This window comes from Rhodococcus sp. NPDC057529, assembly GCF_042802055.1.
Lineage (GTDB): Bacteria > Actinomycetota > Actinomycetes > Mycobacteriales > Mycobacteriaceae > Rhodococcus_F.
Genome location: NZ_JBHVEY010000015.1, coordinates 109,454 through 131,368 on the forward strand (window position 1 = coordinate 109,454; position 21,915 = coordinate 131,368).

Consider the following 21,915-nt stretch of genomic DNA (forward strand, 5'->3'; position numbering starts at 1 on the left):
GGGCTGGCCGGCTTCGGAAGAAGTGCCGTGAAGTGCAACGTTGCGCTATATGCAACGTTGATTGCGTTTTTGCGTCTCCTATGTCTAGCATTGGCCTGGGTCATCGTCAACGGTCCGATGCGGCATGCATCGCCGCGGCGAGGGCTCCCGAAACCCAACCCCGTGCCAGTCCGAGCAGTCGCAGAGGTAACAAGTGCAGGAATCGACCCCCACCCCCGAGTCCGGTGTCGCGTGCCTCGGTGAGGCGATGGTGCTGGTGGCCCCGGACTCGACACTCCACCTCGCCGGCGCGGAGGCGAACGTCGCCGCGGGGCTCGCCGTGCTCGGTGTCCCGGCCGCGTGGGTCGGACGGCTCGGCGACGACGAGTTCGGCGCACTCATCCGCACCGAACTGCGGGCGCGCGGTGTCGACGACCGTGCGATCGAGGTCGACCCCGAGCGGCCCACCGGTCACTACTCGAAGACCACCGCCGTCGACGAGCACGGCGAGCCGCGGACCGACAGCCTGTATTCCCGGGCGGGTTCGGCGGCGTCGGCGATGGACCCCGGATTCCTCGACCGGCCGGCGGTCGCGGAACTGTTCGGCCGCGCCACCGTCGTCCACTGCAGCGGAATCACACCGGCCCTGTCCGATTCGTGCCTCGCCCTGATGCGGCGACTGCTCCGCGACAGGCCGGGAATCTCCGGTGTCGTCAGCTTCGACGTCAACTGGCGTGAGCAACTGTGGCCGGACGGCGACCCGCGGATGGTCGTGGAACTGGCGAATCTCGCGGACCTGGTGCTCGTCGGCGCCGACGAGGCCCTGCGCGTGCTGGGCACCGCGGATCCGCACGAATTGCGACTGATCCTGCCCGCGCCCGCCACCGTCGTCGTCAAGGACGGGGCGCACCGGGCCCTGGCCGTCGACCGGAGTGGCCGCAGCATCGCCGTCCCCGCGCTCCGCGTGGACGTCGTCGAACCCGTCGGCGCCGGCGATGCCTTCGCCGCCGGATATCTCAGCGGTGTGGTGCGCGGCGAGGACCAGGCGCGCTGCCTGCGCCGCGGGCACATCGGGGCGGCCGCCACCCTGACCGTCGCGGCCGACTCGGCGCCCCCGCCGCCCGCCGCACTGCTCGACGCGCTGCTGCACTGTTCCGAAGCGGACTGGGCGGCAACGAGCGTCACCGCCGACGGTTTCGCCCTCCGGAGAAGTGGAGTGAACGGATGAGTCAGAGTGTCTCCCGCGCCCTGCACCTGCTGGTGCAACTCGGCAACGGCCCCGCCAACCTCGACCAGCTGGCCGAATCGACCGGAGTCCACAAGACCACCGTGCTGCGGCTGCTGCGAACGCTGTCCGACGAGCGGTTCACGTTCCGCGACAACAGCAACCAGTACCACCTCGGTTCCCGCATCTTCGAACTCGCCGCACAGGCCACCGATCAGCGGGAGGTGCGGCGCATCGCGTCACCTCACCTCGTCGCGTTCAACCGCGAATACGGGCGCACCACGCACCTTGCGGCGATGGAGGGCGGTGACGTGGTGTACATCGACAAACTCGAATCACACGACCAGATCCGGATGTACTCGCGAATCGGGCTGCGCGCCAATCTCAATTCGACCGCCGTCGCGAAGGTGATCCTCGCCGACCTGCCGGATTCGGAACTGCGGACCGTCGTCGACTCGATGGATTTCTCCTCCCGCACCGCCAACACGATCACGACACCGGAACGCTACCTCGACGAGATCCGGATGGTCCGAGAGCAGGGCTGGGCGCACGACCAGGAGGAGAACGAGCCGTCCGTCAACTGCATCGGAGTGCCCATTCGCGGCGCGTCCGGCCGCGTCGTCGCCGCCGTCTCGGTCTCGGTGCCCGACGTCGTCCTCAGCTACGAACGCGTCCTCGACCTGCTCGAACCCCTTCAGGCCGTGGGCGCGCGGATCTCCCGAGACTGCGGATACCGCGCCCAGCCATGACCGTCCCCCGTCCCCCCGAAAAGCAACGACACACAGGAGTATCGATATGTCCGACACCACCGTCATCCGCACCGAAGGCGCCCCCGCCCCCGCGCACACGTTCAGCCAGGGCATCAGGAAGGGCAACCTGCTCCAGGTGTCGGGGCAGGGCCCGATGGACCCCGTCACGAACACGTACATCGCCGAAGGCGACGTGCGCGAGCAGACCCGCCGCACCCTCGAGAACGTCAAGGCGATCCTCGAAGCCGGCGGTGCGAGCGTGGAGGACGTGCTGATGTTCCGCGTCTACCTCACCACCCGGGACGACTTCGCGGCGATGAACGACGTGTATGGCGAGTTCATCGCGGAGAACGTCCCGAGCGGTCAGCTGCCGTGCCGCACCACGGTTTTCGTCGACCTCCCGCACGAGGTCATGCTCGTCGAGATCGACGCGCTGGCCGTGACCGGCTAGGTCGCTACGCGGTGACGAGGTGGCGGCAGCTCATCCGCGGCGACACGGGCAGTTCCGTGAAGACGGGCTCGGACGCGTCCGCTGTCGCCACCTCCAGGTAGAGGTGGCTGCCGTCCGCCACGACGCCCTGCGGGTGCAGGCCGATCAGCTCGGCCACCACGTACGTGGCGCTGAGGCTGGTGACGTCGCGGATGATCCCGAGCCGCAGCAGCGACCGCGTCTCCGCGATGGCCTCCTGCTCACCGGCCCGCAGGACCAGTCGCAGTCCGGGGGAGAGGGCCTGCGCGGCCACGGACACGGCGATGTTGTCGAGGTCGTCGGAGCCGACCGCGGCCAGCGCCATTGCGCGGCGCACACCCAGTCGTTCGAGGAGTTCGCGGTCGCCACCGTGGCCCACCACCGTCGGGATGTTCATCGCCCGCACGAGTCGCAGGTTCTTGGCGTGGGGGTCGCGCTCGACGCCCACCACCGCGACCCCGAGCGCCTGCAGTTCCCGGCACAACCGGAGTCCGACCTGACCGAGACCCACGACGATGACGTGACCCGACCGGGGCAGGACCCGGCTGCCGACCAGGCCGACGAGCCGGGGGCCGAGCAGGCGCTCGATGATTCCGGCGGTGAACATGGCGGTGAACACCACGGTGAAGAGCATCGCCACCGACGCGAAGATTGCGTACGCGGGGCTGCCGTGGGTGTCGGCTCCCGGCCCCACCGTGGTCACCACGCGGACCGCTTCGTTGAACGCGTCGAGCGGCGGCACGTGCTGACCGAGGACCAGCCACAACCAGTCGGCGAGCAGGACGGCGAGGAGTCCGGCGAGCCCGCCGAGCAGGATGCGCGTACCGATGTCGTGCGACCGCAGCAGGCCCGTCGCACCGGTCGCCACCGTGCGCCACCAGTTCCGCCGGGGCAGGTCGACGTGCGCACCCTCGGGGTGGCCGTCGATCGCCCGGACCGTCAGCATCTGCTCGCCCGCGTGCCGGGCCGCGACGAGTTCGGGGTCCAGGCACGGGCCGGCGAGCGTCGGCGCGGCGAGGTCTGCCGGTGACGTCACCGTGCACTGCGGGAGCAGGTGGGACAGCTGGTCCGCGACCGTGCGGTCGAAGATCGTCACTACCAACGGGATCGACGCCGAGATGTGCGCGGCGGCCAGCGCGTACCGCAGCGCGACGACGTCGTCGCGCACCAGGACCGCCATCCCGCGCGGTTCGTCCGCCATCGCCAGGCGCAGTTCGTCGTCGTCGGGGGCGACGAGATGGCGGACGTCGAAGTCCCTTTCGCGAAGGGATGCACAGACCCGTCGGGCCACGGTGGTTTCGCCGATGACGAGATAGGAGTCGTTCACGTGTGGTCCTTCCGGCTCGGGATCACGAGAGCGTACCCGAGAAGAACCGCGGATCCCACCCGAGACCGCGTACCGGTGAGTAGCCGGAACGCGTTCTCGGCCAATGAGTTTGCGACACATCCACCCTACTCGTCGGTAGGAGCGCCCCGGATCGTCACACCGGTCGGAGCGACGCCGCCGAGGGCCGCCGGGAACACCGCCCCGGCGTCCGTGGTTGGGTGAGACATGAGTCTCGATGCGAAAGACGACCGGCGACCACTTCTCGACCTCGTCGGCGCACACAACCGGGCCGTCCTCGCGACGGTCAAACGCGACGGACGCCCGCAATTGTCGAACGTGATCTATGCCTGGGATCCCGGCACGCAGACGGCGCGGGTGTCGGTGACGACGGACCGGGCCAAGACCCGGAACGCCGCGCGCGACCCCCGGGTGTCGCTCCACGTCAGCGCGACCGACTTCTGGAGTTACGCGGTGGTGGAGGGCGACGCGGAACTGAGCGCGGTCGTGACGGACCCGCACGACGCGGCGGCGGGCAAAGAGCACGACGACTGGGAAGATTTCCGCCGCGCGATGGTGTCCGAACGCAGGCAGGTGCTCCGGGTCCGGGCGAAAAACGTGTACGGCATGGCCCAGCTGCCCTGAGTGCGCGAAACGTAGCTGTGGCAGCCGATCGGAGCCGGTGGGACGATTGAGTCGTGCGCAGGAGGCGGTGGCCGGCGGCACCACCGCCCGCCACGGAGGGAATCGTGGTGCATGGGCCGGTCGAGCTCGTGACGAGCCGCGATGTGACCCTGCGCCTGTCGGAGGTCGTCGCTCACCCGAAGGGCATGCTGTTGCGCATCGAGTTGACGGCGAGAGGCAGATCCGCTGATCTGGCGCGTCACGAGACGCGTCCGCTCGACGATCCCGACGACCCCTCGGCGCGGTGGTCGTATCTTGCGGTGAACGTCCGGGTCGACGACATGGAGGGCGTCGCCGACCCCCGTCACCCGCATGCGACGTCGACGGCCGCGGCCGCGGACGCGTCCGAGTATCACTCCGCGCCGCACTACTGGATCAGCGACTACCCGGAGTCGGGGACGATCACGCTGACCGCGGGGTGGAAGGAGATAGGGCTGCTGCCGAGGACCCGGACGATCACGCTCGGCCCCAATCCGAGTATGCGGCCCACCCGGTAGCGGTATGCCCGGTAGAAAGACGAAGGTGCCCTTCGGCGCCGTGGGAGCGTCGAAGGGCACCTTCCTCCTGCGAGGGGAACGCAGATCAGGGCAGCGGAACCCAGGTGCCGAAGAACCAGAATCCGTGCGGGCTCGGCGCCGGTGCCTGCTGCTGCGGAGCGTGCTGCTGCGGTTGGGGCTGCGGTGCCTGCTGCTGCTGGGCGGGGGCGGGGTTGTGGCCCACCGGGTCGGCGCTGGCGACGCCGGCTCCGATGCCGAGTGCGGCGAGGGCGATACCACCGGTTGCGACGGCCTTGGTCACGACGGACTTCATGCGGTTCCTCCTGGAACGTATCGGATGCTGTGTCAGAACTTCCTGACACAGATCAGATTGCTCCCCGTCCCTGCCACAACTCTTCGCTCAGCCTGGCAATCTCCTGCACGTCAGCGAGGCTGCTCCGCCAGCTTGGCGGCGATCACCCCGTTGAGTCGCTGCAGACCGCTCGGCGTGATCCCGTGGATCTGGCCCTCGATGCTGCGCACCACATGGGTGTCGCTGAGGACCTTCTCGCTGGACTGGATCAGAACCGTTCCGGCGCCGGTGAAGTCGAACTGCCGTTCCTCCCCGGAGTTGATGCCCATCATGTGGGCGCCCGCCGCGAGGAAGTTGCTGATCCATCCCTGGTCGTAATGGTGGCTCGGGGACGGGCAGTCGGCCCACCCGACGAGTGCCTCGGGGTCGATCCGCAGCGGCGGTTCCGCGAACATCACCGGGCCGTTGGACGACGCCAGGAACTTGCCGGTCCCGATGAGCGTGAGGAATCCCGGCACGATGGACTGGTTCAACGCCAGACCCGGTTCGAACGCAAGGAGATTCGATGCCCGGATCGTGAGGTTGCCGTCGTCGAGGTCGTACGAGTTGATGTCGTATCCGCGGTCGCCGATGATCAGTTTCCCGAATCCTTCGGCCACCGCGTAGTCGCCCATGTACAGCGGCGCCGAGAACTGGTTGGCGACCATGTGCAGTGCGGCGCCGTGCAATCCGTGGGTCAGCGCCTGGAACTGCATCTGGCCGTAGTACGCGATCATCGCACCCTTGCGGATGAACCAGGGCGCGGTGAGGTCGATGCAGAACGCGTAGCTGTTGTCGGGAATGTTGTCGCTGGCGCCCAGCGTCGACGGATTGTGGATGGCGGTCACAGTTTCTCCTCCGAGGCCTGAACGTAGACGATTCCCTGACCGGTGCACTGCAGTTGCATCGCTTCCCCGACGCCGCGGCCCATGGCCTCGCGCCAGCCGACAGCGGATTTCAGTTCCACCTGGACGCTGCCGTACGTGCCGACGAACGCGTCGGGGTCGACGAACACCGGATTCGGTCCGCCCACCGGGAGTTCGATGAAGCCGCCGTGCGCGAGCAGGACCGCCGATCCGTACCCGGACAGCTGCGTCGTGAACATTCCGGTGCCGGACAGGGCTCCTGCCGCCGCACCGCGCAGCGCGCCGAGCATGCCGCGCCCACCGCCACCGCCGCCCTGACTCACCACCGAGACCACCGAACTCTGCAGTCCCGCATTGTGAGCGAGCAGCCGGGACGCCTCGACGCACAGGGCACCGCCCTGCGACATGTCCACGACGTGCACCTCGAGCCCGGCGTGACCGTAGTGCACTTCGCCCTGCCCCTGCGCCAGCATCGTGCGTTCGTGCTCGCCCTGCATCATGCGTCCGGCCATCCGGGTGAATCCACCCATGCCCGCCATCGACTGGGAGCCCGGCACCTGGTGCGGCGAGAACTGGACCTGACCGGTGTAGAACAGCATCGCGCCGGTGCGGGCGACCACACCGCCCGCGGCGCCGACGTCGACCTTGACGACCTTGGAGTTCACTTTCGAGAAGACCATGGGGCTCACCGCTCTGCCGGTTGGATGGAGACGACGCCGTGACCGTCCCACTTCAGGGAGAAGGCCTCACCGTTGCCCTGGCCGACGGCGCTGCGCCACGACACGTCGGTCACGAACGACTGCGTCACCTGCCCGCGCGCCGAGACGAACGCGTCGGGATCGACCACGAGCGGGTACTGCGGCGACACCTCGAGGTGGATGAGCGGTCCGCCGGCCGACAGCAGGGCCACCTGACCCTGACCGGAGACGGTCGTGGTGAACAGGCCCTGACCGCCGACGCCGCCGCGCAGCCCGGTGAACGTGACGTTGGTGTTCAGATTGCCGCTCAGCGCGAGAAGCTGCTGCGACTCCACCTGCAGGGTCTCGTTGGCCAGGTCGACGACCGACACGTACTGTCCGCCCACCGCGAGATACACGACACCGTGGCCGGAGCATTCCATCAGCGACAGCGCCTCGCCGGTGGCGCGCCGCTTCATCCCGGCGAGGACACCGTCGCCGCCACCGAAGCCTGCCGACTTGAAACTGACATTGCCCTCGTAGGCGATCATCGAACCCTGAATCGCCCGGATGGTGGTTCCGGCGAGCTGCGCCTCCACCACCTTCTTCGACTTGTCGAGCAGCCGCCCCATGGTGCCCTTTCCAGTGTCGAGCGGCAGTGCCCGTGACCGAGTCACGTGCACTGCCGCAGGATGTGAGTACAGGCAGAACCTAGCCGACGGACACCGGGTTCTGCTCGTCCACGTCGTCTTCCGCTTCGCCGACGGCCGCGGCGGCCTTGCGGTTGCGGACGATGCTGGAGATGAACGCGGCGCCGATGAGGGCGACACCGACGAGGCCGGTGACGTTCTCGTTGACGTGGTAGCCGATGGAGACCAGCAGGATCAGGGCCAGTGCGCCGATGGCCCAGTGGGCGCCGTGCTCGAGGTACACGTAATCCGAGAGTGTGCCCTTGCGGACCAGGAACACGGTGATGGAACGGACGAACATCGCGCCGACGAAGCCGAGGCCGAGGGCGATGATGATCGGGTCGGACGTGATCGCGAACGCGCCGATCACACCGTCGAAGGAGAACGACGCGTCGAGGACCTCGAGGTACAGGAACAGGAAGAACCCGGCCTTACCGGTGGCCTTGGCCAGCTCGGTCGGTCCGCCCTTGGACCCTTCGACCAGTTCGCCGTCCTCGTCTTCCTCGGGGGTGTTGAACAATTCACCGAGACCGTTGACGGCGATGTAGGTGACCATGCCGAGGACACCGGCGATCATCACCGTGGAGACCGTGTCCTCGGGGGCGATGTAGGCGGCGGTGATCAGCAGCAGGACGCCGGCGAGGATGACGGCCAGCTGGTCGAGCTTGCCCGCGCGGGCAAGGGGCTTCTCCAGCCAGGACAGCCACGTGATCTCGCGCTCTTCCAGGATGAAGCCGAGGAACAGCATCAGCAGGAACATGCCGCCGAACGCCGCGATCTGCGGGTGCGCGTCGGTGAGCAGGGTTTCGTAGCTGGCGCTGCCGTCGGGGAAGTACGCGGCGCCGTCGGCGGGCGGGTTGAGGGCCAGGTCGAGGGCGGCGACGGGGCCGAGGCCGGACGCCAGCCACACGATGACGAGGGGGAAGACCAGGCGCATGCCGAACACCGCGATGACGATGCCGACGGTGAGGAAGATCTTCTGCCAGAACTCGCTCATGCGGCGCAGGACGGTGGCGTTGATGACGGCGTTGTCGAAGGACAGCGAGATCTCGAGGATCGAGAGGATCACCACGAGCAGGACGGCCTGGGGGCCTCCGTAGAGCGCCGCGATGATGATGGAGATCACCGTCACGGCGAAGGAGAGACCGAATATTCGCAGAACCACGAAGCGTGGCCTTTCTCTAGTGGGCATGCAGGGTGGTTACTGCAGGGGACGAACACCGGGGGAGGGTTTCACGTCAGGGCCGTGAAACCCTCCCCCGGCTGGAGAACGAAGCGACTGTCAGACGTTGACGCCGTAGTCGCGGGCGATACCGGCCAGCCCGGACGCGTAGCCCTGGCCGATGGCGCGGAACTTCCACTCCGCACCGTTGCGGTACAGCTCGCCGAAAACCATAGCGGTCTCGGTCGACGCGTCCTCGGACAGGTCGTAGCGGGCGAGCTCGTTGCCGTTGGCCTGGTCGACCACACGGATGTAGGCGTTGCGCACCTGGCCGAACGATTGCGAACGCGTCTCGGCGTCGTAGATCGAGACGGGGAACAGGATGCTCTCGATGTTCGCGGGGACCGCCGCCAGGTTGACGTTGATCACCTCGTCGTCGCCTTCGCCCGCACCGGTGGTGTTGTCGCCGATGTGCTCGATCGAGCCGTCGGGCGAGCGCAGGTTGTTGAAGAACACGAAGTGCTGGTCCGACACGACCTTCTTGTCGGCACCTGCACCGATGGCGCTGGCGTCGAGGTCGAAGTCGGTGCCGGTGGTCGAGCGGGCATCCCATCCGAGTCCGACAGCCACCGCGGTCAGGTTCGGGGCCTCCTTCGTGAGAGAAACATTGCCGCCCTTGGTCAAGCTGACGCCCATTCAGGGGTCCTTTCGAGAGGAGGTGGGTGGACCCTCGACAGCTGTCGAAGATTCCGGGTTCGTCGTGCGACACCACGATAATGAATTTGTCCGACTTGTCCCATCCCGCGATCTGTCCACAGGTTTGTGCACAGGCAATTCCGGTCCACTCGGCGTTGTCGCCCCGACCAGTACGATTCAGGGCGTGACGAGCGGATGGGCGGGACGCTTCCGAGGAAGAGCCCGGGGCGACGACTCGGCTCGCCGCGCCCACGACACGATGGTCGCAGCGTTTCTCGATATGGACAACCGGCAGAGCATCGCCGCCGCCGCCGTGGACGCCTCCGCAGAGCTGACGCCGGAACGTGGAATCCGGCGGGCCTGGGAACCGGTTCGCGACGGCTGCTACCAGGCCGCCACCGCGTATCTGGAGGCGGAGGACCGGTTCGGAAACGTCCAGTCACCCGAGTCGGCCGCCGCCTTCGAGCACGTGACGCGGCAGTTGGTGGCGGCGACGCAGATCCTCGACGAGTTCTATCGCACACATCGCGGCCATCTCGAGGAGTCGACCGCGATGCTGGCGGCCGTACCCCAGGTCGCCCAGCAGGCACTGCAGGTCGCCGCCGCGGTGCAGCACCGGGTGCAGACCGAGGGTGCCGCGTACGCCGGCTACCCGTCGCTGCGCGACCGGGGAGCCGCACTCGACGCCGCGGTCGTGGCGCTGCAGGGCGCCCGCGGCGCGAACCCGGTCCGCGCCGCGGCGGCGCGGGTGCGGGAGGAGTCGGCGGCGCTCGAGAAGGTGCTGGCGGCGGCTCCGTCCAAGGAGCGAGATGCTGCGCACGCCGTGTCGTCGGTGACGACGAGGATCGCCGCGGTGCAGACGCGGGCGGAACGGCTGGCGCCCGCCTATTCGGCTCTGCTGCGCGAGTTCAACGCGGCCAGTTCGGCGGATCTCGTTCACAACGACCGCGAGAGCCGTAGGCACATCGAGCAGGCGCAGACCGATCTGCAGCAGGCGCAGAAGGCTCTGACCGCGGGAAATCCCGAGGGGGCGCTGGATCTGACGGCCGCGGCGCGGACTCATCTGGTCGATGCGGAGGCGAACGTCGACGGCGTCACCGATCGTCTGCTGTTGCTCCGGGAGGTCCGGGAGAACCCGCGGTCGAAGGAGAACGAGATCAGATTTCGCCTCCGCGACGCCCAGATGTTGGCTGTCAATCGTGGGCTCGTGAGGGAATGGGGGTCGGTCCTGGACGCTCAGCTCGAGCGAATCGACCGAATTGCAGGGACACTGACCGGGCGGCATCCCGACTACTGGGCGTACGTCACCCAGCTCGATGCCGTGTCGGCGTTCATCGCCGAGGTGGTTCAGAAGATGAGAGGACACACAGGGCAGCGATGACACGGGGGGACGATGAGCATTAGCGAAGAGGTTGTGACGACGGCGGTGCCGTCCGGTGTGACGGCGGTGCGGCACGTGCGGCACTTCCATCATCTGGATCCGGAGACGCACGGGCGGTTGTTCCTGCACGCTCCGCAGGCGCTAACGCCGGACGAGGAGCGCACGGTGCTGGCCGTTGCGCTGGGCGCGACGCTGTACGTGCCCGCGAACAGGTCCGACCTCGCGGAGACCATCCTGCGCCGGTCGGCTGACGGCGTCTGCTCGATGGTCCTGGACCTCGAGGACGCCGTGGCGGACGACCAGGTGGAATCGGCGTTGCTCAACGCTGTCGACGCACTGGATCTGCTGGCGACCCGTGGTGGCGCGCGGATGCAGCTGTTCGTGCGGGTGCGGGCCGCCGAGGACCTGCGGCGGATCGCCGACCTGCTGACCACGGGTGTCGAGGTGTTGTCCGGGTTCGTGTTCCCCAAGTTCGGCGGCGCGACGGGCGGCGCGTTCCTCGACGAGCTGGCCGCGGCGTCGGAGCGGCTCGGCAAGCAGTTGTATGCGATGCCGGTGCTCGAATCGCCTGCTCTGGTGCACCGCGAGTCCCGCGACGACGAACTCGCGAAGATCGGCGCACTGCTCGTCGAACACCGCGAGCGGGTTCTCGCCGTGCGCATCGGCGCCACCGACATGTGCGCCACGTTCGGCATCCGCCGCGACCGCGACCTGACGATCTACGACGTGCGGGTGGTCGCGGACGCGATTGCCGCCATCGTGAACTTCCTCGGCCGCGCCGACGACACCGGGCACGTGATCACCGGTCCGGTGTGGGAGTACTTCGCCGATCACGAGCGGATGTTCCGGCCGACCCTGCGCGCCACGCCGTTCGAGGAACACAACGAGGTGCGGTTCCGTCAGCAACTGGTCAGCCGGGACTTGGACGGTCTGCTCCGGGAGATCGCCCTCGACCGTGCCAACGGCATCCAGGGCAAGACGGTCATCCACCCGACGCACGTCGCGGCCGTGCACGCCCTGTCCGCGGTGACGCACGAGGAGTACCACGACGCGCTCGACATTCTCGGCGCCGAGGGCGTCGGCGGCGTTCAGGCGTCGGGGTACCGCAACAAGATGAACGAAATGCGCCCGCACCGCAGCTGGGCCGAGAAGACACTCGTCCGGGCGAAGGTGTTCGGCGTGACCAACGAAGGAATCACGTTCGTGGATCTGCTGACCGCACTGGCCGTCCGATGAGTTCACCCACCGCAGTCCGCGCGGTGCCCTGGGCCACGGAGCATCTGGGGTTGACGCTCGCACACGGGGATTCGAGTTCGGGTCTGACGATCCCCGAACTCGTCGAGCCGGGTCTGCGCCGCAACCCGCGACGCGCCCACCTGCTCGTCTCGACGGTCCTCGGTAAGCACGTGCCCACCGATCCGGGCGCCGTGATCGGCGCCGGTGACCGGCTCGGTGATCTGGTCGCCCATGTCCTCGGACCGGATGCGGACCCCGTCGTGCTCGGGTTCGCGGAGACCGCAACAGGTCTGGGTCATTGCGTCGCCGCGCGGCTGCGCGCCCGGTGCTACCTGCACTCCACGCGCCGGGACGTTCCCGAGATCGGGACGTCCGCCGGGTTCGAGGAGGGGCACTCGCACGCGACCAGCCACCAGCTGCAGCCGACGTCCGTCGAGTTGTTCGCGGGCGATCGTCCGCTCGTCCTCGTGGACGACGAGATCTCCACCGGCGCCACCGCGGTCGACGCGATCCGCGCGCTGCACCGGCAGAACCCGCGCAGCCGGTACGTCGTGGCGTCGCTCGTCGACATGCGCGACCAGAGCCACCGGGACGCCGTCGACGCCGCGGCCACCGAACTCGGTGTGCAGATCGACAGCGTGAGTCTGGCGTCGGGGCGCACCGAGCTTCCCGACGGGCTGATCGACGCCGTCGGTGCGCTCCCGGACCCCGTGCTCAACCCCGTCGGCGCGCGGACCGGGACCGTGGAGCGGGCCGACATTCCCTGGCCCGCGGCAGTTCCGGAGGGTGGGCGTCACGGCTTCCTGCGGGAGGACACCGAGGCGTTCGATGCGGCCGTCGCATCGGCGGCCGCGGCGCTCCGTGACCGTCTCGACCCGCAGCGTCCGGTGATCGTCGTCGGACACGAAGAGCTGATGTACCTTCCGCTGCGGCTCGCGGACACGCTCGCCGCATCCGGGTTCCGGGTTCGGTTCCAGACGACGACACGGTCGCCCGCCTACGTGCTCGACCAGCCGGGATACCCGTTGCGCCGCGGATTCCGCTTCACCGCCCCCGAGGACGGGGAAGAGCAGCCTCGGTTCGTCTACAACGCGCAGTGGCCGGACGAGGACGCCGTCGTGGTCGCGGTCGTCGACACCGCCGCCGACACCGACCGTCTCACCGCGCGCGGCGGACTCCTCGACGTCCTCACCGCGGCGGGAACCGATGTGCTGCTGGCCGTCGTGTCCGGCGCCGACCCGCGGTCGCTGCGGGCCGCACGCGCGGGAGCCTCGTCGTGACGGCACCGCTGACCGGCCCGGCGTTCGGTTCGTACGCCGCCGGCGAGGTGGGCTGGCTGCTCACAGACCTGTCGCACGTCGACCTCGAGGCCGACGTCGCCGAGCGGGAGCGCCGCATCCAGTCGGGTGAAGCCCACTACGCGGAGACGCTGCCCATCGAATACCAGCCCGACGGGGAGTACCGCGAACTGTTCGAGAAGGTGCTGCAGGACAGCTCCATCCGGCTCGCGCGCGCGGTGGGGACGGTCACCGACCTCGTGCTGGCCGAACGGGGCACCGACGTCACCCTCGTGTCCCTCGCGCGCGCCGGAACCCCGGTGGGCGTGCTCATGCGCCGCTGGGCGCGGGACGTCCACGGCCTGACACTGCCGCACTACGCGGTCTCGATCGTCCGCGACCGCGGGATCGACGCCGTCGCGCTCGACTACCTCGCGCGTCACCACGATCCGAAGAACGTGGTCTTCGTCGACGGCTGGACGGGCAAGGGCGCCATCGCCCGCGAGTTGTCGCAGGCACTCGCCGAGTACCGCGACGCCGGAGGCGCCGAGTTCGACGACGACCTCGCCGTCCTCGCGGATCCCGGGCACTGCGTCCGCACGTTCGGTACCCGCGACGACTTCCTGATCGCGTCGGCGTGCCTGAACTCCACCGTGTCGGGTCTGGTGTCGCGCACCGTCCTCAACGACACACTGATCGGCCCCGGCGACTTCCACGGCGCCAAGTTCTACGCGCACCTCGCGGGCGAGGACGTGTCCAATCACCTCCTCGACGCCGTCAGCGCGTCCTTCGCGGACGTGCGCGAGCACGTACCCGGCGACGTCGAGGAACTGCTGCGGTCGGACCGGACCCCCACCTGGGACGGCTGGAAGTCCGTCGAGGCGGTCCGGGAGCAGTACGGAATCTCGACTGTGAACTTCGTGAAGCCCGGTGTCGGCGAAACCACCCGGGTGCTGCTGCGCCGGGTGCCGTGGCGGGTGCTCGTCCGCGACCTCGACGCCCCCGAGCACGCACACATCCGGCTACTCGCCGCCGCGCGCTCGGTTCCCGTCGAAGAGGTTCCCGGCCTGGCGTATTCGTGCATGGGCCTGATCAAGGATGTGACATGACCGCGCTGATCGCGACCGACCTCGACCGGACCATGATCTACTCGCGCGCGGCGATGGAACTCGCCGTCACTGAAAGCGACGTGGCGTCCGCGGCCGGCGACGACGATCTTCTGTGCGTCGAGGTGTACGACGGCAAACCGCTGTCCTACGTCACGTCGGCCGCCGAGGCCATGCTGCGCACGCTCACCGCGTCCGCCGTGGTCGTGCCCACCACCACTCGCACCGTCGCGCAGTTCGAGCGCATCGACCTGCCGGGGGCGCCGTGGCGGTACGCGATCACCACCAACGGCGGGAACATCCTCGTCGACGGCGTCCCCGATGCGGGCTGGCGGTCGGGCGTCGACATCGCGATCGCCGACGGCGGTGCGTCGCTCGTGGAGGTCGGGGCCGAGCTGAGCCGACGGATCGACGACAGCTGGGTCCGGTCGTCCCGGGTGGCCGACGAGTTGTTCTCCTACCTGGTCGTGGACCTCGACGCGATGCCCGCGGGCTTCGTCGAGGAGTGGAGCGACTGGTGCGGGGAGCGGGGCTGGGGAGCGTCCCGCCAGGGCCGCAAGATCTACACGATGCCCGACGCGGTGTGCAAGAGCCGTGCGGTCGCGGAGGTCCGTTCCCGGCTCGTCGACGACGGCGTGCTCGCGCCGGAAGCGCCGGTGCTCGCGGCGGGGGACGGGGCGCTCGACGCCAACATGCTCAGTGCCGCCGACGCCGCGATCCGCCCCCGGCACGGCGAACTCGAAACGCTCGACTGGCAGCATCCGACTCTGTCCGTGACCGGAAGCAGCGGGATCGCCGCCGGTGAGGAGATCCTGCGCTGGTTCTCGGACCGCGTCGGGCGGGGTGCGGGGACGACGGCCGCCGGCGCTCTTTTGTAGGTTGTAGGCAAATATACCAAACGGGACAAACCCGACGCTCCCACAGTGAAGGAACCACCGCAGTGTCCACTCCGCTAGCCAAGGGCCAGAACGGCCCACTGAGCGTCGACGACGTCATCGTCTCCCTCGAGCTGACCGCCGCCGCCGACCTGTCCGCGCTGCTCGTCACGGACTCGGGGAAGGTCCGGTCGGATGCCGACTTCGTCTTCTTCAACCAGCCGTCCGGTCCCGGGGTGCAACTCGTGCCCGGGGCCCCCGGACAGGCGGCGTCGCTGAAGGTGTCGCTCGGCGCGGTGCCCGCCGACATCGCCCAGGTGCGCGCGGTCATCACACTCGACGACGCCACCAGCAACTTCGGCCGCTTCGCGCCGCCGACGGCCCGGGTCGCCGACGGTGCCGGAAACGCGCTGTACGAGTACCGGATCGAAGGGCTGAACTCCGAGTCGATCGTCATCGCGCTCGAGCTGTACCGCCGCCAGGGCGCCTGGAAGGTGCGGGCCGTCGGGCAGGGCTACGCCGGTGGGTTCGCCGCACTCGTCACCGATCACGGCGTGTCCGTCGACGACGCACCCGCACCCCCTGCGCCCCCGGCTCCGGCCGCTCCGGCCGCTCCGGCCGAGGTCAGCCTCACCAAGTCGCGGCCGGTCAGCCTGAGCAAGGGCCAGAAGGTCACGCTCCGCAAGGACGGCGGCGTCGCGCTGACGTACATCCAGATGGGACTCGGCTGGGATCCGATCGAGAAGCGCGGCATGTTCGGAAACCGTTCCGCCAACGTCGACCTCGACGCGTCGGCGGTCCTGTTCGCGGACAACAACATGGTGGACGTCGCCTACTACGGCCAGCTGACGTCGAAGGACGGGTCGATCCGGCATCAGGGCGACAACCTCACCGGTGAGGGTGCGGGCGACGACGAGGTGGTCCTCGTGGATCTCACCCGCATTCCGCCGCACGTCTCGACCATCGTGTTCATCGTGACGTCGTACCGCGGGCACACGTTCGAGCAGGTCAAGAACGCCTTCTGCCGCCTGGTCGACACCACGTCGAACGCCGAACTCGCCCGGTTCACGCTGCAGGGCGGGATGCCGTTCACCGGAATGGTGATGGCCAAGGTGTACCGGGTGGGCGGCGAATGGAAGCTGCAGGCCATCGGTGAAGGCATCCAGGCCAAGCACGCCGGTGAGGCCGCGCCTCAACTCGGCCGGTTCCTCGGCGTCTAGGGGCAGTTGGTGACGGTCCACCTCGTTCCGGGGCAGAACGCCCCGCTGCCGTCGCGCGTACTGCGTTTCCGCGCAGTCGACGCGTCACCGGTCGACGTCTCGGCGTTGATCGTCGACGGCGATCTCCGCGCGCTGTCTTCGGACCATTTCGTGTTCTACAACCAGCGGCGCGGCGCCGGGGTGGAACTCGACGCGGACGGAACGGTCCGGCTGCAACTGGACGAGGTGGACGCCGCCGCGGCGGGCGTGCTCTGTGTGGTCAGTGTCGATCCGGCATCCCCGGGCGGTCCGGCGACGCTGGCCCGCGAGGGCCTGTCGGCCACGCTCACCGATGAAAGCGGCCTTACCGTGGTCGTTTTCGACGTCCCGCTGGTCGGCTCCGAGGCGGCCGCGATCTGCCTGGAGATCTACCGCCGCGGCACCGGCTGGAAGGTCCGCGCCGTCGGGCAGGGATACGACGGCGGCCTCGCCGAACTCCTCACCAGGCACGGCGTCGACGTGGACGAACCCGAGAACGTTGTCGCCGAGGAGGTTCCGGCGACGACCGGCCCGGCGGGCATCCCGCTCGACCCGGCCCACTCGTTCGAGAGAGCGTGGATGATCTTCGAGGACGCCGCCCGGTCGGCGGCCTCGTTCCGATCTTCCCGCGACTACGCGCAGGCGCGGCTGGACGACGAACTGTCGGCGTCGGTGGCCGACCCGTCCACCCGCAACAGTCCGGCTGTCGCGCAGTCGCAGGCCAGGGCGCAGGAGCGGTCCGATGCTCTCGTCGCCGAGGCGCAGCGCAAATTCGACGGCGAGACCTCGCAACTGGCCGAGGAACTCCGCGCCATCGACCCGCTGCTGCCGCGATCGCTGGCGACGTTCGAATCCGCCGCGTGGACGAACCCGGTCACGAGCAGCGCCGTGACGGACGGACTGAGGCTCGGCGAGTTGTCCGCACCCGACCTCGGCGAACTGCGGATCCCGTTCTGCGTCCACTACCCGCTGGGGCGTCCCCTGTGGATCGTCGGCGAACCGGCCGAGGCCGCACCGGTGGTCGCGGCACTGGCCGCGCGCATGCTGGTGGCATCGCCCGCGGCGGCGGGGCGGCTGGAGGTCGTCGACCTCAGCGGCTCGCTGCGCACGTTCACCGAACCCCTCGGAGCGCTCCTGGCCTCGCCCGTCGTGTCCGCGGCCTCCGACATCACCGCCCGGCTCACCGCGCTGTCCGAAAGCGTCGACCTCGCAGAAATGGCGGCCCGCAGCGGAATCCGGGACAACTTGCCGGAACCCCGGCTGGTGATCCTCGGCGACTTCCCGCACGGGTACGGCGCCGAGGACGCCGCCCGCATCGTGCACCTCGCCGACCACGGTCCCGCGGTCGGGACGTCGCTGATCATCGTCGGCGACAGCGCCGGCGCCGCTTCGGATCCGGGAGTCGCGGTGCTCGAACGCATCGCGCAGCAGGTTCCGACGTCGGGGGTTCTCACCGTCGCCGACCCGTGGACGGGCAACGACTGGATCCTGACCCCCGACCGGCTCCCGGACCACCCCCTGCACCGGGCGTCGGTGCTGGATTCGCTGACCGGGCACTAGATCCCCCACGGGCGCGAGTCATTCGTCGGGTAGTTCCACTCCGAGTTCGCGGGCCTTCGCGGTGACGGCGTCGGGGAAGACATTGCGGAACAGGAACAGGTCCTGTCCGATCACCCAGCCGGGCGCGAGTTCGGTGGCGTAGCGCTCGAAGTAGCCGAGTTGCTTCCCGAACAGGACGAGTTCCTCGGGGCTGGCGACGCCCCATTTCTTGCCGATCCCGATGAGGGCCATGATGAGTTCGCTGAGCCGCAGCTCGCCGAGGTCCCGGCCCAGCAGGGGGGCGAGGGCGGCGGCCACCTGGAGGCCGATCTCGTCGTCGGTGGCGTCGTTGTCCTGCGCATAGCCGAGGTTGCGGATTCCGCGGGCCATGCGCGAGAAGTCGCCGTCGATGAGGGTCGCGTAGAACATGTCGCGCAGGATCTGCCGCCACGATTCGGGTAGCTCGCCGACGATGCCGAAGTCGAGCATGGCGATGCGTCCGTCGTCGAGGACCCACAGGTTCCCGGCGTGCACGTCGCCGTGGAACGGGCCGTGGAGGATGACGGACTCGATCCACACCTTGACGCCGCGGCGGATCAGCATGCGGGTGTCCATGTGGACGAGGTCGGGGAACCGGTCGAGCGGCAGCCCGTACATGCGTTCCATGCAGATGACGTGCGGACCGCAGTAGTCCCAGTACACCTCCGGGGTGGTGACGCCCTTGTTGTCGCCGAAGGCACCGATGTTCGTCCTGAACCGCGCCTGCCGGTCTGCCTCCACGGCGCTGTTGAGTTCGGTCATCGTGGCCGCGTGGAGATCGCGGATGATGGCGGTGGCGTTGGCGATGCGGAAGAACTCGAACAGTTTCTCGAGGATCCGCGCACCCCAGTACGCGGTGCGCAGGTCCACCACCATGCGACGGAAGATGTCGGGGCGCTGCACCTTGATGACGGCTTCCCGGCCGTCGGGGAGCACGCAGCCGTGCACCTGTGCGACGGATGCGGCGGCGAGGGGGACGTCGTCGAACGACGCGAACAACGCGTCGACGGGATGTCCCAGATCTGCCTCGATCACCCGGCGGGCTTCCTGCGCGGGTACCGGCGGCACGTCGTCGAGACATCGCAGGCAGGCGTTGGCCAGCGGGGCGGGGAACACGCCGGAGGACGACGCCATCAGCTGCCCGACCTTGACGAACGTCGGGCCGAGCACCTCGAAGCCGTTGACCAGGCCTTCCGACGCCGCGTCCGCGAGGGTGCGGCCGCGACGCCGGACGGGCCAGGTGACGAGCGCGAGCAGTGTGTAGGCGACGACGACCACGCCGATGACCAGCGCCCGCCACAGCTCTGCGGCGCGGAACCGGTCGAGTCTCGCCGAATGCACGGTCAGGGCTGCAGGTGGCGGCCCCGAAGCGTATGGGCCGACCGGACGTGGCGTTGGCTCGTGCACAGTTCCTACCTTGCGTTCAGTCCTGCCTGCCGTTCAGAAGGGGACCATACCCCCACCGTTTCGGCGAACGCCTTTCAGTATGCGGTACCCGCCATCACACTATTTCGTTAGCGGAACTCAGAGTCCCAGCGCGCCCGCGAGTTCCCGCAGGGCAGGGATGGGATCGTCGCCGGCGGGCAGCACCTGGACAGCGACGTGATCGGCGCCCGCGTCCAGATGCTCGCGGAGGCGGCCGGCGATGTAGGAGGCGTCGCCGTGGGCGGCGAGGGCGTCGATCAGCTCGTCGCTGCCGCCGTTCGCGATCTGCTCGTCGGTGTACCCGAGCCGCTTCAGGTTGGTGACGTAATTGCGCAGGTGCAGGTACGGATTCTCGACCGCCTCGCGTCCGACGGGGCGCGCCCGTTCCGGATCGGTGTCCAGCACGACCTTCTGCTCCGGTGCGATCACCGTGCCGGGACCGAGCAGCTCACGCGCTTCCCGGGTGTGCTGCGGAGTGGTCAGGTACGGGTGGGCGCCTGCGGCGCGGGCCGCCGACAGTTCGAGCACCTTCGGGCCGAGCGCGGCGAGCACGCGTCGCCCGGCCGGGACCCCGGCGGCGTCGAGGACGTCGAGATACTCCACGAGCGCGGCGTACGGCTTGCTGTAGTTCAGGCCGGGTTGTTCGGGATGGCCGACGCCGATGCCGAGGAGGAAGCGCCCCGGATGACGGTCTTCGAGGCGGTGGAAGGAGGTCGCGATCTCGTCGGCGGGTGCGGTCCAGATGTTCACGATGCCGGTCGCGACGGTGATGGTGGACGTCGCGTCGAGCAGGCGTTCGGCGACGTCGAGGTCGGCAGGCGGCGAGCCGCCGATCCAGATCGCGCCGTAACCTGCCGATTCGATCGCGGCACCCACGTCGGGTGCCAATCCGCCGGCGTGACGCCAGACGCCGAACTGTCCGAGCTGCGGGGTTTCTCCTGAGGTTTCCGTCATGAGGCGTGCAACCTTCGCTCGCGGACATTCATTCCGGCATCTCAGATCTGGTGGAGCCAGGACCGGAACAGCGGCGCGCTCAGCGTGAACAGGGCACGGCGAGCGGAGTCGGTGGTGAACGTGTTCACCGTGGTCGAGTAGGTCTGGTCGGCAGACGTGGCTCGACGGTATCGGCCGACTCCGCGGCCGCACATCATCCTGCAGAACGATATTCGCCGCCGCAGGCGGTAGGGTCGATCAGCTGCCGGGCGCCCGGTATTGGGCGTCGCGGCGCACCGCGTCGTCCACCTGCTCCGGTGTCAACAGCGCCACCGATTCCGACCGTGCCGCCCCGGAGGCGGTGGTGCGGATGCCGAGCGCGGCGGCGGCCACGTCGTCGGGCACGTCACCGATCACGAACAGATCCCGGCCACCCAGTGCGAAGTAGCAGGATTCGACTGTGCCGCCGACGCTTTCGACCATCTGGGTGATCGCGTCGCGTCGTGCGGTGCCGCCTTCGGTGAGCAGTCCTTTCGCGCCTTCGGGTGAGTACGTGACCTGCCAGAGGTATCTCGGCATCGGTGCCTCCTCGATTGTGGGGTCTTCTCATGGTTCTCCCGGGACGGGCCACATGCAATAGGTTCCGGCGCTAGGGTCGGGAGATGGCGCAGGCCCGCGTAGGTATTTCCGGCTGGACGTATCCCGGGTGGCGCGGCGACTTCTACCCGGAAGGCCTGGCGCATCGCAAGGAGTTGGCCTACGCCGCGGGGCGTTTGACGTCGATCGAGATCAACGGTTCCTTCTATGCGTTGCAGCGGCCGACGAGTTTTGCGAAGTGGCGTGACGAGACGCCGGAGGATTTCGTGTTCGCCGTCAAGGGCGGTCGCTACATCACGCACCTGAAGCGGCTGGTCGGTGTCGAGGCGGCGCTGGCGAACTTCCTCGCGTCCGGGGTGCTCGCGCTGGGCCCCAAGCTCGGACCGCTGCTGTGGCAACTGCCCCCGACGCTCGCGTTCGACGCGGCGAGTCTCGCGGCGTTCCTGGACCAGTTGCCGCGGACGACCGCGGAGGCCGCGACGCTCGCCGCGCGGCACGACGACAAACTCACCGACGACCGGACGTGGACCGAAACCGACGCCGACCGCCCCGTCCGTCATGCGCTCGAGGTTCGCCACCACAGCTTCGAGGAGGAGGAGGCGCAGGAGTTACTCCGCGCGCACGACGTCGCGTTCGTCGTCGCCGACACGGCGGGCCGGTACCCGTTCGTGGAGGCGGTCACGAGCGATTTCGTCTACCTGCGGTTGCACGGGGACAAGGAGCTGTATGCGAGCGGTTACACCGACGAGGCCCTCGACGAGTGGGCGCGCAAGATCGAGCGGTGGCGCGGGCAGGGGCTCGACTGCTTCGCCTACTTCGACAACGACATGAAGGGGTACGCCCCGTTCGACGCGCTGCGGCTGATCGAGCGGCTGCGCTGACTGTCGGTGCGCCATGGTTCAGTAGCTACGGTTCGACGGA

General features: G+C 68.8%; 23 protein-coding genes. 13 read left to right on the forward strand and 10 right to left on the reverse strand.

Annotated elements, in window-relative coordinates; genetic code table 11:
• Positions 1 to 193: 193 nt before the first annotated feature.
• From ACFU5V_RS27500 to ACFU5V_RS27510, 3 genes are read left to right on the forward strand one after another with little or no spacing between them, the layout of a single operon-like run.
• Positions 194 to 1,207, forward strand: a complete 1,014-nt coding sequence (locus tag ACFU5V_RS27500) for a sugar kinase (RefSeq protein WP_378703079.1) — start codon at positions 194 to 196, stop codon at positions 1,205 to 1,207.
• Positions 1,204 to 1,953 (forward strand): IclR family transcriptional regulator, encoded by a 750-nt coding sequence (locus ACFU5V_RS27505; protein ID WP_072946380.1) that lies wholly within the window; start codon positions 1,204 to 1,206, stop codon positions 1,951 to 1,953. The genes ACFU5V_RS27500 and ACFU5V_RS27505 overlap by 4 nt, the downstream gene beginning before the upstream one ends.
• Positions 1,954 to 1,999: 46 nt before the next feature.
• Positions 2,000 to 2,404 carry a RidA family protein gene (locus ACFU5V_RS27510; RefSeq protein ID WP_378703080.1) on the forward strand — a complete coding sequence of 135 codons (405 nt, stop codon included), beginning with the start codon at positions 2,000 to 2,002 and terminating at the stop codon, positions 2,402 to 2,404.
• 4 nt (positions 2,405 to 2,408) lie between these two features.
• Here ACFU5V_RS27510 and ACFU5V_RS27515 read toward each other — a convergent pair whose 3' ends face one another.
• Positions 2,409 to 3,749 carry a potassium channel family protein gene (locus ACFU5V_RS27515; RefSeq protein WP_378703081.1) on the reverse strand — a complete coding sequence of 447 codons (1,341 nt, stop codon included), beginning with the start codon at positions 3,747 to 3,749 and terminating at the stop codon, positions 2,409 to 2,411.
• 225 nt (positions 3,750 to 3,974) lie between these two features.
• On the opposite strand from ACFU5V_RS27515, the gene ACFU5V_RS27520 reads away from it, so the two are divergent.
• On the forward strand, positions 3,975 to 4,391 hold the full coding sequence (locus ACFU5V_RS27520) for a PPOX class F420-dependent oxidoreductase (protein WP_378703082.1): 417 nt from the start codon (positions 3,975 to 3,977) through the stop codon (positions 4,389 to 4,391).
• A 53-nt stretch (positions 4,392 to 4,444) separates the two neighbouring features.
• Entirely contained in the window at positions 4,445 to 4,927 is a 483-nt protein-coding gene (locus ACFU5V_RS27525; RefSeq protein ID WP_378431233.1) for a hypothetical protein, read from the forward strand.
• Between the two features lie 85 nt (positions 4,928 to 5,012).
• Here the strand turns inward: ACFU5V_RS27525 and ACFU5V_RS27530 are convergent, their stop codons facing one another.
• The 6 genes from ACFU5V_RS27530 to ACFU5V_RS27555 form a co-directional block, all read right to left on the reverse strand.
• Positions 5,013 to 5,240, reverse strand: coding sequence for a hypothetical protein (locus ACFU5V_RS27530; protein ID WP_378431234.1), 228 nt, complete (start codon positions 5,238 to 5,240; stop codon positions 5,013 to 5,015).
• Positions 5,241 to 5,350: 110 nt separating this feature from the next.
• Positions 5,351 to 6,106, reverse strand: a complete 756-nt coding sequence (locus ACFU5V_RS27535; protein ID WP_011595185.1) for an AIM24 family protein — start codon at positions 6,104 to 6,106, stop codon at positions 5,351 to 5,353.
• On the reverse strand, positions 6,103 to 6,804 hold the full coding sequence (locus ACFU5V_RS27540) for an AIM24 family protein (protein ID WP_043824572.1): 702 nt from the start codon (positions 6,802 to 6,804) through the stop codon (positions 6,103 to 6,105). Before ACFU5V_RS27540 ends, ACFU5V_RS27535 begins: the two co-directional genes overlap by 4 nt.
• 5 nt (positions 6,805 to 6,809) lie before the next feature.
• The gene (locus ACFU5V_RS27545) at positions 6,810 to 7,433 is read right to left on the reverse strand and encodes an AIM24 family protein (protein WP_280780522.1); all 624 of its coding nucleotides are present in this window, start codon (positions 7,431 to 7,433) and stop codon (positions 6,810 to 6,812) included.
• A gap of 79 nt (positions 7,434 to 7,512) precedes the next feature.
• Positions 7,513 to 8,655 (reverse strand): DUF475 domain-containing protein, encoded by a 1,143-nt coding sequence (locus tag ACFU5V_RS27550; protein ID WP_378703083.1) that lies wholly within the window; start codon positions 8,653 to 8,655, stop codon positions 7,513 to 7,515.
• 117 nt (positions 8,656 to 8,772) lie between these two features.
• Positions 8,773 to 9,348, reverse strand: coding sequence for a TerD family protein (locus tag ACFU5V_RS27555; RefSeq protein ID WP_009475137.1), 576 nt, complete (start codon positions 9,346 to 9,348; stop codon positions 8,773 to 8,775).
• A gap of 259 nt (positions 9,349 to 9,607) precedes the next feature.
• Here ACFU5V_RS27555 and ACFU5V_RS27560 point away from each other — a divergent pair, with 259 nt between their 5' ends.
• The 7 genes from ACFU5V_RS27560 to ACFU5V_RS27590 all read left to right on the forward strand — a co-directional run bounded on the left by ACFU5V_RS27560 (position 9,608) and on the right by ACFU5V_RS27590 (position 18,021).
• Positions 9,608 to 10,729, forward strand: coding sequence for a hypothetical protein (locus ACFU5V_RS27560; RefSeq protein WP_378703158.1), 1,122 nt, complete (start codon positions 9,608 to 9,610; stop codon positions 10,727 to 10,729).
• A gap of 12 nt (positions 10,730 to 10,741) precedes the next feature.
• A complete protein-coding gene (locus ACFU5V_RS27565) occupies positions 10,742 to 11,965 on the forward strand; it encodes an HpcH/HpaI aldolase/citrate lyase family protein (protein WP_378703084.1) in 1,224 nt (407 codons plus the stop codon).
• A complete protein-coding gene (locus ACFU5V_RS27570) occupies positions 11,962 to 13,245 on the forward strand; it encodes a phosphoribosyltransferase family protein (protein ID WP_378703085.1) in 1,284 nt (427 codons plus the stop codon). The genes ACFU5V_RS27565 and ACFU5V_RS27570 overlap by 4 nt, the downstream gene beginning before the upstream one ends.
• Positions 13,242 to 14,351, forward strand: a complete 1,110-nt coding sequence (locus ACFU5V_RS27575) for a cysteine protease StiP family protein (protein ID WP_378703086.1) — start codon at positions 13,242 to 13,244, stop codon at positions 14,349 to 14,351. Before ACFU5V_RS27570 ends, ACFU5V_RS27575 begins: the two co-directional genes overlap by 4 nt.
• A complete protein-coding gene (locus ACFU5V_RS27580; protein ID WP_378703087.1) occupies positions 14,348 to 15,226 on the forward strand; it encodes an HAD family hydrolase in 879 nt (292 codons plus the stop codon). Before ACFU5V_RS27575 ends, ACFU5V_RS27580 begins: the two co-directional genes overlap by 4 nt.
• A 62-nt stretch (positions 15,227 to 15,288) precedes the next feature.
• The gene (locus tag ACFU5V_RS27585; RefSeq protein WP_378703088.1) at positions 15,289 to 16,443 is read left to right on the forward strand and encodes a TerD family protein; all 1,155 of its coding nucleotides are present in this window, start codon (positions 15,289 to 15,291) and stop codon (positions 16,441 to 16,443) included.
• Between the two features lie 9 nt (positions 16,444 to 16,452).
• Entirely contained in the window at positions 16,453 to 18,021 is a 1,569-nt protein-coding gene (locus ACFU5V_RS27590) for a TerD family protein (RefSeq protein WP_378703089.1), read from the forward strand.
• Between the two features lie 18 nt (positions 18,022 to 18,039).
• On the opposite strand, the gene ACFU5V_RS27595 is transcribed toward ACFU5V_RS27590, so the two are convergent.
• The 3 genes from ACFU5V_RS27595 to ACFU5V_RS27605 all read right to left on the reverse strand — a co-directional run bounded on the left by ACFU5V_RS27595 (position 18,040) and on the right by ACFU5V_RS27605 (position 20,976).
• Positions 18,040 to 19,446, reverse strand: coding sequence for an ABC1 kinase family protein (locus ACFU5V_RS27595; RefSeq protein ID WP_378703090.1), 1,407 nt, complete (start codon positions 19,444 to 19,446; stop codon positions 18,040 to 18,042).
• Between the two features lie 117 nt (positions 19,447 to 19,563).
• Complete coding sequence (locus tag ACFU5V_RS27600; protein ID WP_378703091.1) at positions 19,564 to 20,418, reverse strand: LLM class F420-dependent oxidoreductase; 855 nt, start codon at positions 20,416 to 20,418, stop codon at positions 19,564 to 19,566.
• A gap of 237 nt (positions 20,419 to 20,655) precedes the next feature.
• Positions 20,656 to 20,976, reverse strand: a complete 321-nt coding sequence (locus ACFU5V_RS27605) for a GYD domain-containing protein (RefSeq protein WP_276139664.1) — start codon at positions 20,974 to 20,976, stop codon at positions 20,656 to 20,658.
• 83 nt (positions 20,977 to 21,059) lie between these two features.
• Here ACFU5V_RS27605 and ACFU5V_RS27610 point away from each other — a divergent pair, with 83 nt between their 5' ends.
• Positions 21,060 to 21,875, forward strand: coding sequence for a DUF72 domain-containing protein (locus ACFU5V_RS27610; protein ID WP_378703092.1), 816 nt, complete (start codon positions 21,060 to 21,062; stop codon positions 21,873 to 21,875).
• The last annotated feature ends 40 nt before the right edge of the window (positions 21,876 to 21,915 follow it).